This window comes from Sphingobium sp. DEHP117 (assembly GCF_030867385.1).
Taxonomy (GTDB): Bacteria; Pseudomonadota; Alphaproteobacteria; order Sphingomonadales; family Sphingomonadaceae; genus Sphingobium.
In genome coordinates this window covers 235,882-249,966 of record NZ_JAPFBJ010000003.1, presented here as the reverse complement: position 1 = coordinate 249,966, position 14,085 = coordinate 235,882, and the positions used below count along the sequence as shown (strand labels likewise).

General features: G+C 62.5%; 10 protein-coding genes. 1 reads left to right on the top strand and 9 read right to left on the bottom strand.

What is annotated here, in order from left to right; genetic code table 11:
- Positions 1-4: 4 nt before the first annotated feature.
- Positions 5-517, top strand: a complete 513-nt coding sequence (locus tag OOT33_RS13720; RefSeq protein ID WP_307750584.1) for a PEPxxWA-CTERM sorting domain-containing protein — start codon at positions 5-7, stop codon at positions 515-517.
- Here OOT33_RS13720 and OOT33_RS13715 read toward each other — a convergent pair.
- The 9 genes from OOT33_RS13715 to OOT33_RS13675 all read right to left on the bottom strand — a co-directional run bounded on the left by OOT33_RS13715 (position 507) and on the right by OOT33_RS13675 (position 14,083).
- On the bottom strand, positions 507-3,377 hold the full coding sequence (locus OOT33_RS13715) for a hypothetical protein (RefSeq protein ID WP_307750583.1): 2,871 nt from the start codon (positions 3,375-3,377) through the stop codon (positions 507-509). The genes OOT33_RS13720 and OOT33_RS13715 overlap by 11 nt on opposite strands.
- The gene (locus OOT33_RS13710) at positions 3,377-4,243 is read right to left on the bottom strand and encodes a cadherin repeat domain-containing protein (RefSeq protein ID WP_307750582.1); all 867 of its coding nucleotides are present in this window, start codon (positions 4,241-4,243) and stop codon (positions 3,377-3,379) included. The genes OOT33_RS13715 and OOT33_RS13710 overlap by 1 nt, the downstream gene beginning before the upstream one ends.
- Positions 4,240-5,058, bottom strand: coding sequence for a hypothetical protein (locus OOT33_RS13705; RefSeq protein WP_307750581.1), 819 nt, complete (start codon positions 5,056-5,058; stop codon positions 4,240-4,242). Before OOT33_RS13705 ends, OOT33_RS13710 begins: the two co-directional genes overlap by 4 nt.
- 3 nt (positions 5,059-5,061) lie before the next feature.
- A complete protein-coding gene (locus OOT33_RS13700; protein WP_307750580.1) occupies positions 5,062-5,565 on the bottom strand; it encodes a hypothetical protein in 504 nt (167 codons plus the stop codon).
- A gap of 72 nt (positions 5,566-5,637) precedes the next feature.
- Positions 5,638-6,069: a hypothetical protein gene (locus OOT33_RS13695; RefSeq protein WP_307750579.1), complete on the bottom strand. Its 432-nt coding sequence runs from the start codon at positions 6,067-6,069 to the stop codon at positions 5,638-5,640.
- A 28-nt stretch (positions 6,070-6,097) separates the two neighbouring features.
- A complete protein-coding gene (locus tag OOT33_RS13690) occupies positions 6,098-6,370 on the bottom strand; it encodes a hypothetical protein (protein WP_307750578.1) in 273 nt (90 codons plus the stop codon).
- Positions 6,367-6,915, bottom strand: a complete 549-nt coding sequence (locus tag OOT33_RS13685) for a hypothetical protein (RefSeq protein WP_307750577.1) — start codon at positions 6,913-6,915, stop codon at positions 6,367-6,369. The genes OOT33_RS13690 and OOT33_RS13685 overlap by 4 nt, the downstream gene beginning before the upstream one ends.
- An 80-nt stretch (positions 6,916-6,995) precedes the next feature.
- Positions 6,996-10,436, bottom strand: a complete 3,441-nt coding sequence (locus OOT33_RS13680; protein WP_307750576.1) for a hypothetical protein — start codon at positions 10,434-10,436, stop codon at positions 6,996-6,998.
- A complete protein-coding gene (locus OOT33_RS13675) occupies positions 10,436-14,083 on the bottom strand; it encodes a phage tail length tape measure family protein (RefSeq protein WP_307750575.1) in 3,648 nt (1,215 codons plus the stop codon). The genes OOT33_RS13680 and OOT33_RS13675 overlap by 1 nt, the downstream gene beginning before the upstream one ends.
- Positions 14,084-14,085 lie beyond the last annotated feature (2 nt).

The following is a 14,085-nucleotide window of genomic DNA, read 5'->3' as shown; positions in this document are numbered from 1 at the left end:
GGGCATGGAGGAGAATGTTATGCGATTCGTCAAAGGCTTGGCGGCGATGGCCGCGTTCGTGTGTTCAACGGTGGCCGGGCAGGCCGGGGCGGTTACGATTTACCGATACACCTACACTTCTGGGCCGACTGCGGCCGCCCCTGTCAGTTTCTGGTTCGAGTATGCCCAACCCGGCGTTCCCAGCGGCAGGATCGATCGTTACAGGATAAAGGGTCCACAGAGACCCGCCCTCGTTTATGCTTTTACCCATACCAACGGTCCAATTGAAGCGCACATCACCAACATCAGCTATGAGTCTTACACGAGCGCAGGCTATATCTTTGGGGGCGGAACTTTTCCCAAGATAGATACTCTGGCACCCGGCGAATACATCGACCCTAAAGCAGGCTCCAAACTCAAGCTGGAGACCACCTCCTACGTCCCAGAGCCCGCCACTTGGGCGCTTATAATCCTAGGCTTCGGCGCGACGGGGATGGCATTGCGCACCCGCCGCCGCGCCGCCCCTGTTATGGCGTGATCGTCAGGGTGCGGGTGGCGCTCGCACCCGCGCTGTCCTGTATCGTTATGGGGTGATACTCGGTCGCCCTGCCGCCTGCGTTTCCGCTCAGTGGATGCATGATCTTGGCGAGGTCGGAGATCACTACGTCGATCGGGTTAGTGCCATCCTCCACCAGTGCAAAGCCATAGCTGCCGTCTGACCGCTGGGTGAAAGGCCCGGTGAGCAAATCGGTCGGGCGGCGACCGTTAGCTGTACCGCTGGTGAAGTCCACGATGAGGTTGCCCTGGTGAGCAAAACCCCCGCTCCCGCCGCCGTTGAGATTAAGACCGCCGGGAGTTGAGACCGTTGGGCTGTAACTCAACACATTGTTGAAAGCGCGCACCGTCCCTGCATCGATGTACTGGTTTGACAGTGTCACCGCTACGCCCTGGACTATCGGGCGCTCCGCAGGACCGACGAGTGAAGTCAACTCGACGTGCGCGACGCCATCGCCCCCAGCATCTATGCCTCTTCCGGCGCCGTTCGCATAGATGCAGTTGATGACGACCGCCTCGATCGGGCAGAGCATTCCCACGTTGCTAGCGATCATGAGCTGATGGCTTGGGGCGATGATGTTGGAGAGGGCTGTATCGGCCGAGTAGGACATTCCGTCGTCGTTCGCGAACTCGTTCTCCATCAGGATGTTGAAGGGCCCCTCGTGGTAGTAGTCCGTCTCGTACCGCCAGGTCACGCCCCCGTCGACGATGTCCCCTGCTGCGGCACCACCAGACGGGCCGGGATTACCCTGGCCACCGACAGCAACTCCCGCAGCGTATCCGCCATTTGCCGCTCGCGCCACCACCTTGTAGATCTTCTTCTCAACCTTGTTGAGGCACCGTGTCTGCGGGCTGATGGTCCAGGACGAGCCGGTGTTGCCATTTGGATAAGCTGAGTAGGGATACAGATAGCCATCGCCGGCGCGGCCCACCTGAAGCTTGTCGCCGTGGTTGATGCTCTGCGCGCCCGGAGGAGGGTTGGTTCCGTACTTTCCGGTGAATGTGTCGGGGTTATTGATGAGCCGATTGCCGCTCATATCGACCCAGCTCTCGTCGTCCGCGAACACTCCGCGCGGCACCTGAAGCGGTACACCGCGGGAGGTACGCAGCAGGTCGGCTACTGGCCACATGACGAAGTCATTGTCTCTGATGGCGGTTATGCGGCCACCACTCGCAAGTGCAAGGAAGTTAAGACCCCAGACCGTGTTATTCCGTATCGTGATCTCCTCATAGAACCGATACAGCAGGAAAGTATTCCAGTTATCAAAGTTGGATGCCAATTCCCCAGGCACAAACATGTGACCGATGCGATTGCCCTCGATGAGGATGCGCGCATAGCTCGAAGCTGTCGATGCCAGCGTGCCGTTGAAGCAATAGTTGCCTAGCGGCACGAGGATCGAATTGCGCCAGTGGATGCCACGGCCGACAAGATTGTCCCACTGCGCCGCGATAATCGGATCATGCCCTGCGTCGGGCTCTACCAGAAGACCGCCCGCGCCAAAATCCTTATACCCAGAGACATCCTGGATACCGGTCCACATCGTGCTGCCCTGCAATCGGATCCGATACCAGCTTACCCCGTCCGGTGTAATGGCCTGATAGGCTGCCTTGAATTCGGCAGGGGTCGCAGCAGCAAAGTCCCGCGCGGGAGCTATCGCCTGCCCCTGATAGCCCGCCCAATTGTTGACCTGAGTCACAGCGCGAATGCGCTCGCGGCGCAGCCACGTCCTCGTCGTGAGCAACGCGAGGCGGCCCGTCGTCGGCTTGGTGGGCGCGGTGACGAACGTCGGCAGCGGGATCACTGTGTCGCGCGTCTCTGCCGTTGTCGTCTGCCGGATCGTGATGCTCGAGAGCAGCGCGGGCAGGTTGTCCGGCATCGGCGTCCCGGTCGCGACCATCCAGGCCTCGCCGTCGATCTGGGCTGTGGTGAGCCATGTGGCCGCCGGGCCAACAACAGAGAAATTCTGTGCGCCGATCGTCGAATATATCCTGCCGATCTTCTTGCCCTGCGGCTCCTTGGCGTAGAGGGTTGAGAGCGTCCCGGTCCCGTTCTCCTCGGAGATGACAGCATTGACGAGCGGCGTGACGACATATTCCAGCTCGATGCAGGCGAGGTCCATGCGGCTTGATGGGCGCTGAAACTTGAGCGCGGTTTCGGTGGTGGTGAACTCGAAATAGCCGCCACCGCCATCGCAGATGCTGTAGCCGCTGGTGGCATCCGGCGCGGTCGTCCATGCGCTGCGCACGGTCGCCTGCCTGCTCGCGCCGTCGTAGGCGGTGATTTCCTTGTACTGGCCCGAGCCGGTGCCGGAGGTGAGCAGCACCGTCTTGCCGACATAGAAGCCATTGACGGCACTTGCTCCCGCCGCAAGCGTGATCGTGGCGATGGCGCCCGCCTGCGCAGTGCCGGTGGCGCTGACATTGGATTGCAGCCATGCGGCGACGCTCATCACCGCGCCGGTGGCGTCCATGACCTGGTTCGCCGCCACGCTTGTCTGGGGAACGATGTGCAACTCGCTGTCATCGCTGGCGCGCAGCACGCGGCAGCCAGGTGTCGATGATCCGGTGATGCGCCCGATGCCGAGATAGAGCCGGTAGGTGCCCGGCCCGTCGTTGAGGTCAATCCGCACCGTCTGTCCGGCGCTCGTCGCCGCGATGCTGCCAGAAATGCGCGCGCTGCCCGATGCGGAACTGTCGTTCGCGCTGCTGATCGTCGCCGCGCGCCCGAAGGTCAGGCCGTTGCGGGTGGTGGGATAGGCATCGGTGTTGAGCACGTAGGTGTGCGGATTGGCCTCGGCCCATGCGCCTGCGCTGGCGCGGAAGTGATAGGAATAGCGTGCCATCAGCGGGGTGTCCCTGTAAATGAGATGGTGCCGCCGGAAACATTGGCGGCGGGGGCGTAAGGCGGAAGGCCGGAGACCGAATAGGGCGGCGCACCGCCTGAGACGGTGAGGCTGTCGGAATAGGCGGCGTTGAACTGCGCCGGGTCGAGCGTGCCGGTGACCGCGAACGAAAGGTTCACATGCTGCACGTTGATGATGAGGTCGGTATCCTTGGGCGCAGGCGCATCGGGATGGGTCTGCCGCACCGTTACCGTGAGCGTCGGCGTGGCCTGCCCGTCAATGTCGGTCGGGCCGACGACCAGCGTATCCCCGCTGAGCGCGATGCGGCCTCCGGCATTGTTGAGCAGGCTTGTGGTGACGCCCGCGGTCAGGCCGCCCAGCGTCCCTATCAGGCTGCCCTGCGCCGCCGTGTCGAGCACGCTATTGCTGTCCAGCACCGCATCCGAGAGCGCGGTATCGAGGAGGTTCACGACATCGACATGCAGGGTGGACTGCCGCCCGGAGTTGGTCGCTGTGGGGTGGATCTGCTCAACTATGAGGTCATAACCCTGCGCCGCCTCATAGTTGGTGGGCACCAGGCCGGTGACGATGCCGGTGCCGAAACTGTTCAGGGCAAAACGGCCGCCGCCATCGTCGAGCAGAATGAGGGTAGACCCCGGCGTGCGCCCGGCCACCAGGCCAACGGCAACGCCCGGCCCGGTGTTTTCCGGCACCGTGAAGCTGGTCAGGCTCAGCGGTTGCAGCGTTGGAGCAGGAGGAGGTGCTGGCGTGCCGCTGCGCGCGAGGCGCAGGAGGTGCGCGACAAGAAACGTCATGAAGGAGTCCACTTCGGTCTTGAGTTCGTTGATCCAGGCTTCGTCGATCATGCAAAGCCCCACAGGCCCACGCGAAAGGTGTCGGCGTTTGGCGTCGGCGCGATAATCCTTGCGCTGAGCCGCGAACCTGCCGGGATACTTTTGCGGATGACCGGCGGAACAGCGGAAGCCAGATAGGGCGAAGACGTAATGACGTTCAGGATTGTACGATAAAACTCCACCTCACTGCCCGCTGCCCCGGTTGCGAGACATAGGACCGAACGCTGCGCGGTGGCAGGCACAGAGTCGTTGCAGGCGGAGGTCATAATTGCGCCGTAATCTGCGGCGGTACTGGCTATCAGTTCGGTCCAAGCGTGGCCTGATGTTCCGTCGCCATTGCCTACCGGCTGCGCGTGAGGATAGGTGCCGCCGGTGCTGACGCTGAGGCCGGTCGCAGCGGCGAAACCCGGCGCGGCTAGGGAGTTGGCGCGGATTGGCACCATGGCGGCGCGCATGGCCTGACTAGCAGCCTGACAGCGCAGGGCGACCTCGACGGTGTCGTTTGTAGCAAGCGCAAGTGGAAGGTTGATACGGTTCCAGCTATTGGTGCCGGGGTTGATGTGCAGGTCTGGCATGAAGACAGTCGAGCCATTCTTGCGCAAGCTCCACTGGCACCGCATGGTCGCCGTGCCGACTCCGCCGACCTCCAGGATAAGGCCGGAGCAAGCCTGATCTATGTCGCCAAGGGAGACATAGTTTCCCAGCGCGTGCGAACCACCGCCGCTGGTGACGGCGATGGCATCCGCGACGAGATCATCCAGTTCATAGCTGTGATTGGGGTTGCCGGGCTGAGAGGCGCCGCCCTTGCGAGAGGGGAAAAACAGCATGGATCAGGCCTTCTTGATGTAGGCCCAGCCAGTGACCTGCACCGCCGCGCTGTTGGTGATGACGAGGTTTGCGTCGGCGGGCAGGGTGAACCAGGGGCGGCCCTGTCGCGGCAATCCGCCTCCGGCGCCGCGCAACAGCATGGTCAGGTCGCCCGTGGTTGCGCCGGTGAGGATCACGTCCTCGAACGTGATGTTCGTATCCGCCGCATTGGTGAAGATGAGGCCATGCACGCGGATGGTCTGCCCGCCACCGCCAAGCTTGATCGTGTGGGAGGTCGCCGTGCTGAAATTGAACGGGACAATTTCGAGGTCGAGCAGGTCGTCGAGTTTCTCGTGCGGCATGCTATCCAGCGGGACGCCCATCAGCCCTTCCATATTGGAGAGCGAAGACGCCATCGCGGCGGAGTTCGGATCCTGCACCGGCAGCGGATGCGCGCCGTCGACATAGGTTGCATCGCCGCTTTCGGAGCCGAACGCCACGGCGCGCGGGAGCATAAACTTGGGCATGTCGCATTCCTTTCGTTGCAATAAAAAAGGCGCCCCGGAGGACGCCCTGAGATTGTGTGTCTGTGCGCGGACTCAGCCGTCGCTGGTCTTCATGTCGATCACGGCGCAGGTGGCCGCCATGTCCTCCGGCACATCGAGGTGCAGCGGGAAGGCCTCGGCCAGAATGTCGCGCGCCTCGCGCAGCGCGGCGTTCTTGCTGTCGCGGCGGAACAGCTCACCCGCCACGATGCCGAAAGCCCGGCGATATTTATCGACCTGATGGGCAAACTCAGCCATCTGATCCCGCATCATATCCATTTGCTGCGCGATATCGGCCTTGAGCGCGCGTTCCCGCTCGGTCAGCTCCTCGTGCCATTTGTCGAGCTTGGCGGAGCGGGAGCTGCCGGTGTCGCGCACCGCCCCCCATAGCCATTGCACCGCCCTGCCGAGCGCCGCGCCGATTGCCAGCGCGCCCGCCACAATCCCGCCGACTTCGCCCGTGCTCAATCCCCCCGTGTCTGCCACCGCCGCGGTCTCCTCGTGTCAAAAAAAATCAGTCGGCAAAACCGGCGTAGCGGTTCGCCATCAGGATACAGTGGCTCTTGCCCATCACCGCGTCGATCACCCTGGCGGCTATGCGCGCCCAGCGGTGGCCGTTCAGAGCCGCGCGGCCGACATAGCTGCTGATCATCTGCCGCCCGGTCGGCCTGTCGGCGAGGCCGACAAGGTAGAGCGGCGCGAGCCAGATGTAGCACACCGCAATGTCGATCACGATCAGCAGGCCTTGGACGACATCGCCGATACGGCGGAGCAGGGCGGGGATCATGGCCAGCCCACCTCGATGTCGATCACATCAATCGCCGCCTGGTCCGCCGCAGTTGCAACCGAATCCTTCAAGTCCCAACTGTTCCGCATTATAGCCTGCCCCCAAGCCGCCATTTCCATCAGTACTGCAAAGCCTTCTGAATAGCTGATCGTGTATGTGTTGTTCGTGAGGGTACGGAACTCTGCGCCCAAAACCGCCCCCTGCCCCGCCGAAACAGCAGCGGCATAGGCGGCCTGGCTGGTGAGCCAGTTGGTGCGATCTTCTGCATCGCGAACCTGCAAAATCTCGTTCGCCGTGCCCAGCGCGCCGATCGTAGGCGCGAAGCCCGCCGCGAATACTGCGTCCCGACGCTGGTCGATAAGGCTGCATTTCGACGCTTTCAGGTCATCCAGCGTGCGCGGGTCTACCCATGCGCTGGAGGGATAATCCCAGATATGATGCGGGGATGGTTGTGGCGGAAAGGCTATCGCTACGCCGCCGAAGACATAGTGACTCAACCAGCTTATGCTTCCCTCGATAAAGCCCTGCGCATTGTTCGCAACCATGTTGGCTTCAATCTCGGTATCATCACATGTCACGTGGGCCAGGATTTTTCCCTGCCCGTCATGAAGGGTGAAATCTTTCCTCATTTGTAGCTCGCAAGTAATATGATGGTGGCGTTGAACCCCTGGACATTGTCTGTGGAATAACATTGAAAATCATAGGTTCCTGCCCCCAGGTCGGTGCGGTACAGCATAGCGGGAATAGACCCTCCGATCACGCTCTCGGTCCTCACATTGACGCCATTGATGGCAAGAAACTGATTGAAGCCCGTCCTTGGGCATGAAACACTTCCGATCATGGCGATGGACGCTGGCTTGGTCAGCGTAACCGTAACCACTGCGTTGTTGCTCGCAGAGAAGGCCGATCGCTGCATCGTCGCGCTTTCATCGACCATCGAATTGGTAATCACCTTGTCGTTCTTGATCGTGCCATCCGAATTGACGCCTGCGTTCGCCGCGTTCGCGCCGCTTTCCACCGTGGTTGCCGCTGTGCCGCCCACGTTGGTGCCAGCCGGCGCGCCGACCGTGGCATTGTCGGCGGGCTTGCCGGTGCCCGAAATCTGCGACCAGACGTTGACGTTCGCCGCCGCGATGCCGTTTACCGTGCCCGTCACATTCCCGCCAAAGGCAACGCTCGCCGATGGGCGATAGGGGTTCTCCCCGCTGCCCGTCGCCTTCACCAGCGTCGATTTGATCGCGCCGGCGGCGTTGATATCCTTGTCGACCGAGCGATAGGCCTGCACCGCAAAGCTGTAATATTGGTCCGGCGCGGTGCCGAACAGGATGAAGGCGCGTTTGCTGGCAGGCAGGGTGAAGACCGTCTCTGCCGCAGGCGTGGTGCCGAAGCTATAGGCCGCGCTGCTGCTGCTCTGGTAGAGATAGACCAGGAAGCCGTCGATATCGCCCTCGGCTCCACCCCAGCTCCATTCAAAGCTGATATCGGCCGAACCGTTGGATTGCAGCGTGTGATCCACCGCCGTGCCATCGGTGGCCACCGTGGGCGCTGCTACCGCCGCGCTGTTGCGGTCGTTGCTGGCGTTGAAGTTCGTGGTGGCTGTGGCCACCGTGCTTGCGGATACCCCAGCTACCAATGTTCCTACGGGCGCGCCATTGGTGGCATTGAGATCCCCAGAATATCCCAGCCCGGTGATCGTTACCTGCCCGCCGCCAGCACCAGAGAGGGTTCCATCTGCCGCGATTGCCACAGCCTTGTTGTCGGTCGAGGAGTCGAACAGGCCGAAGCGGATATCGCCGAAGATCACGTCGCCGGTGAAAGAACCGCTCGGGAATGCGGTCCAGCTCGCCATCGCGTAGATGCGGATGCCGTAGATCTGCTGCGTCGAACCGACCCGAGCGGTCCAAGGCACACGCTGCCACGCTACTGTCGTTGTGCCGGGCTGCACGGTCGTATCGACAAAAGTAGTTCGCGCGGAGTTTGTGTACAGCCGCACCAATATGCCGGGCAATCCGGAGGTTCGCGCCGCGAGATAGAAGTCGACTGCTCCGGAGAGAAACGTTCCCACCGGAAACGGCGTCGAGGTGAAGCTGATCGCGTCGCACTGGATGCCGCGATCCGATCCCGAGGCCGTCATGCGCACCGCGTTGCTGCCGACGCGAACAATGCTCGTTTCTTTGGTCGGCGCACCACCGGTCCAGTTCGACCAGTTATCCGGATAGAGGCCGCTCCACGCCGCGAAGACAGGGTTAAAGCCCAGCGTTACATCATCGTCGGAATTGAAAATCTCGTCATAGGGCACGCCGTTGAGTTGCGACCAGTCCGCCCGCTTCGCCGCCTCCGCCGCGATCTTGTTCAAGAGCGCCTGCCGCGCCGCATACACATCGAGGAACTTCTGGCGGAATGTCGCACCCACGATCGTGGTGTTGCCGGTCAGGTTAGACCACAGCACCGGGCTGGTCAGCGTCGCCAGATAGGTGGTGAGCGCCGAAACGGCGGTGTCGTAGGTCGTCTTCTCGGTCGTGATGGAAAAGGCGCTGGCCTGTGCATCGATGCCCGCCTGCTCCGCCACGATGGCGTCGCGATCCTGAATGACGCGCGGCTTCTCATCCGGCGTCAGCAGGCTATCGGACGCGATGTTGGTGAGCGTCGTCAGCGCTGCGTCGGCATCGGCCTGCGCGGCGTCTGCTGCTGCCTGGGCGGCGGCAATAGCTGCGGACTGCACCGCATTCGTCATCCGCGCCCAATTGGTGTTCACGTCTGTCGGGGCCGACCCCGCAACCGGCGTTGCGCCCACGAACAGCCAACGCGAGCCATCATCGAGCGAAACGATATTGCCGTCCCGATAAACAACCGAGGCCGAATAGAGACCCTTGTCGATCAACTCGGCCCCGAACGCGATCTCGTCGAAGGTATGCACCCTCCAACACTTCTGCGCGCCCATCTGGATCTTCGTATAAGGCGGAGACACATCCGCCTCTATGCAATCGGTCACGCGCGGCAGGCGCTTCTGCTGCGAATCCAGCGTTGCCACCGGGCTGCCAATCGCGGCGCGCGTCATGAACAGCTTTCCGGTCCACGATATCCCGGCTTGCGCGTTGAATGTGAGCGCAAGCTTTTGTGCCAGATCCAGAAAGGTCAGCTGCTCGGTCAGGTAGAGGCTGATGTTGCCGCCAGCGGGGAGCGTAGCCGCGTAGGTGTCGATCGCGCCCAGCGATGTGCTGTCAATCACACCAGAGGATATAGACAGGGCCGTTGCGATGCGCTGGAGGATGGCGCCGGGCAGGCGTGTCCACACCGAGCCGTTATAGTCTCCCTCGATATCGGCCGTTATCAGCCCGTAAGGCGGCGCGCCCAATCGGATGAGACCAGAGGCGAGGCACGTCGCCCAACGCCCGGCGGGGATGTTGGCGGCTACAAGCGCGGCATAGTCGGCATAATTGCCGAAGGATGCGCTGAACGGCGCTCCACGCTCATAAAGGGCTGTGACCGCCTTGATCCCGCTCCCATAGGCGCTGACCTGAAACACCGAGTTGAGGCTGTCGATAAGCACGGGCTCGACATTCTTCGGAGCGCCAAACGCCCACGGCTTGGGCTTGCCCTTGATGTCTGCGCCGCCCTCCAGCCCGCCAGTGCCCGCATAGGTCGCCGACGGCACCTGCACCGAGAATGGCTCATCATCGACCGTCGCAACGACCGAGAGGCGACTTGCCGCCGCGCGGAAGGTCTTGACCTTGCCAGCAAACACCGTTGTCCACGGCCACGCCTGTCCGCTGGTCCCGGCGTAGATCGTGATGGAAGCCCCGGCCCACACGAACCGGCGCGCGTTGCTGTTGAGCTTTTCCAGCGCCGTCAGCGACAGTTCGAGACTTGCCTGTCCCACATCAATGCTCGAAGAGAAATCCCCATCAAACAGACTCATCGAAAGCGAGGGCTTGCGGATGATGCCCGGCCACCAGCGCACGCCATTGAGGTCGGCTATTGTCCTGTCCTGCGCCGATGACAGGCGCAACGTCGTTCGCGTCCCCGCGACAGGATCTAGGGGGGTGAGCTCAATAAGGACGTGCATCAGAAGTTAAGCCGACCCAGAGAACCGCGCGCGCCGAGCGCTTGCAAGGCGGCCAATATGCGGGCGGCGTTGTCGTTGGCCGCTTGATTTTGCGCCCCAAGCGCAGTGACAATTGCATTGGTCTGCTGCTGCGTAGCGTCGACGATGGGCTGCGTATCGAACGGAGAGGCGGACCCGGCCGCACTCGAATACAGCGCCTTCTGTCGATCGAGCTCGCCCTTCGTCAGCGCCGTGACCTGATCCAGCACCGCGAAATATTCCGGCGCAGAGCCGCTATACTCCCGCTGCAATTCGATCAGCGTCTGCGCGGCGGCGGCGAAGTCGTTATAGGCCGTGCTGTCTCCCGCGGCCACGCGCGCAGCCAGCGGGTCATAGTTCGCCCGTGCGTTGCTAAGGCGGGTGCGGACTGAGTATCCGTTGTCGCCGATGGTCAGGTTCTTGTAGAGATCGTCCAGGCTGCCCGTGAGTGACCTCAAAGCCTCCTCGGTCGCCGACTTGCGCTTGATCTGGTACAGTTCCTCCAACTGCCCCCATTCCGCAGTAGTAGCCCCGGCCTGCGTGAAAATGTCCTTGAGCTTGTTGTACTCAAGGTTGAGGTCGTTGATCGCCGAGCCGACAGGATCCTTGAACTTGGCCAGATCACGGAACACACCCTCGAAACTAAGCGCCTTGCTCAGCTTCTCCTGCATGTCGCCCGCCGCCTTGAGCAGATTGTTCGTGCCGTTGCGCAAGCCCGTTACAGCACCCCGCTCAAGCGCAATCTGCACCGCATACGCAATCGCCGCCTCGCCATCGCCGTTGAAGTCGGTTGCGCCCTTCTTGACCTTGAGGCTGGTGCCGCCCGTGTTGACGCGCCAGTCTCCATGTCGCTGGCCAATGGTGATGTTGCCGAAGTCGCCGATCTTGCCACCCAGGGCATCGGCAATCTTGCGCAGCTGGCTATCGAACGCGCCACCCGCCTGCACTGCCGCGCCGATCGCGCTGCCGCTGTTGCCCGAGCCCTGGGACACGCCGCCGGAGTTGACCGTGACGGCGCCCCATTTCGTCTTCTTGAGCATACCGCCGACCGTGCCGCCGAGCACACTGCCCACCACTGCCCCTAGCGGGCCTGCGACCGCGCTACCCAGCGCGCCACCAAGCTGCGCTCCCAGCGTGCTCTGCTTTACGCCGAGCGACTTGAGGACGCCCGATGTCATCGTGCCGACGGCGGCGCCCTGCATGGCAGCGCCCGCCACCTGCCCGAACTTTGCGGCCCCCTTCTCTCCGAAGATCGCCTTGCCGATGTCCTTGAGGCCATCTTTCAAGGTCTGGCTGACTGTGCGGCGCGCGGTCGCAGTTATGGTGTTGGAACCGTTGTCGTTTGCTGCCGTCGGCGTAGTAGGAGCGTCGCTTATCTCGCCCGCCGCCGTGCTGACCGACTTGGTGAGCGAGTCGAGCGCCTTCTTGAGTTCATCGATCGAGCTCGCCATCCGCTTGCCCGCGTCGCTCAGATGGGTCTCGCCCTTGATCCGGTCGGTCTGCTTCTGAAAGAAGTTCGCGGTCAGGCTGTTGGTGATCTCGTCCGACAGCGCGCGCAGGTAATTGTTGAACACGCCTTTGACGAAGCCGCCGACCGAGGAAAGCCCTTTGCCGCTCAGCAGGTTGTAGACTAGGTCATTCACCGCCTCGCGCTGCGCCTGCACGAAGTTCAGCAGGTTGCGCTGGTAGAACTGCTGCCGCTCGAGCTCGCGCGTCTGGGCGCGTAGCGCGACATTGCTTTCGAGGATAGCGTCCTTCTGCGCTTGAGTTAGCGGGCCGCGATCTTTTTCCTTTTGGAGAATTTGCTGCAAGGCCGCCGCCTCGGCTTCGCGACCGCGCGCCTGCAAATCGTTGATCACCAACTGCTGCTGCTGCGCCTCCAGCAGATCATTGACCGGCTGATCCAGCCCATTCTCCTGGATAGCCTTGCGCGCCTCGGCGATCATCGTGACGATCTCACCATAATTGGGCGGCTTCTTCTTCGAGAAGTCGTCGGCAAGATCGTCGAGCTCGCGCAGCGCCGCATTCACGCTGCGCACCTGCGGCGGCATATCGGAGAAGCGATCGGTGATGTTGGCGATCTTCTTGGCCACATCCTCCCCACGCTCAGCGAGGGTCGCCAGTTCCTTGGAGGTGTCCTTCGGCTTGTCGGGCTTGAGCAGTAGCTTCCGGTCGGCTGCGGTGCCCTTGCCGCTCAATAGCCTCTCAGCCGCTTCCAGCGACTTTATGTTCGCCGTTTCAAGGTTGAAGTTGGCAACAGCTGCGGCGGCCTCAGCGAACGCCTCTTTCGTCATCCGTCCGTTGTCAGCCAGCAACTTCAACCTGTTGATGGTTTCCTCCGCGGAGGATTTGCCGGCAAGGAACTCGTTTGCGAACTGGCCCCGCAATCCGGCAGGCCGCCTCCCCACGTACAAGCCGCCGCCCATACCGCCGCCATATTCCATGGTGGGTTTGGCCAGGTCGCCAACCTGGCCGCGAGCAGCATCGGCGCGCGCCCGCGCCTGCAACTGGGCAACCAGCAGCTGCGCCTTGGCGAGATCCAGCAGCTCCTGCCGCTGGGTACTGATCTTGCCCGTGGTGATGTCCATCACGTTGCCGAGGATGCCCTGCGCGCTCTGGACGGCATCACTGGCGAACTTGACCTTGCTCAGCGCGTCCTCGAGCTGCAACGCCTTCTGCGAACTGTTCATCAGTGCAGGAATCAGCTGCCCGACCAGAGCGACGCCGGCGAAGACAATTGCACCCTGCCATCCGGCTAGCGCGCGCGCGACCGCGCCGACCTTGCCCTCAGCCTCCGTCAGCGCGAACGCCATCTGAGAACCCTGCTGGGCAAGGATGACGAAAGCATTGGTGCCCATCTGCGCCTGGATGACAACGTCCTGCAACTGCTGACCAAGCTGGACCGAGGCGAACCGCATCTGGCGGGTGGAGGCGGCGTTGAGAGCCATTTCGCCGCGCAGGAATGCGAGGCGCTTGGCGTATTGGTCCGCCGTGATGTCACCCGCCCTCAATGCCTGATCGGCGAAGGCCAGTTCCTGATTGAACCGCTTCTGAGCGAAATAAGCCGGGTCCACCTGCTGGCGGATGTTGAACAGCGCCTGCTCATATTCCTTGGCGAATTGCGCCGCCTCGCGCATCTTCTGCACGTCGCGGAACGCTGCCGACATTCTGCTTTCGGCCGACGAGGCACCATCCATCGCCTGCTGCAACCGCGCATAGGTGACAACCTGAGCCTCCGCCTCCTCGCGCGCACGTTGGGCCTCGATCGTCTGCGCGGAGAGCGCCTGCACATAGCTGGTGGTTGCCCTGCTGGTATCACCGACCTCCACGGCAAGGCGACTCGCTGCGGTGTGCATCTCGCGCAGCGTTTCCTCATAGAGCCGCGCTTCCGCCGCAGCCATCTTGAACTGACCCACGCCCAGATCCAGCCCGCCAGCATTCGAGACGCCGCCAGCAATCGCCTTGGAGGCGACCCGGCCAACCTCCTCAAAGCTCCGGGTGAACTGACGCAGTCTCCCTTCAACCTGACCAATGCTCGCATTGGCAGCGCGTTCGAACGCAGGAAAGCCGTCGCCGCGACCGTCATATTCAATGCTGAGGAAGGCGGGGAACTGGCTGGGTGCGCTCATGG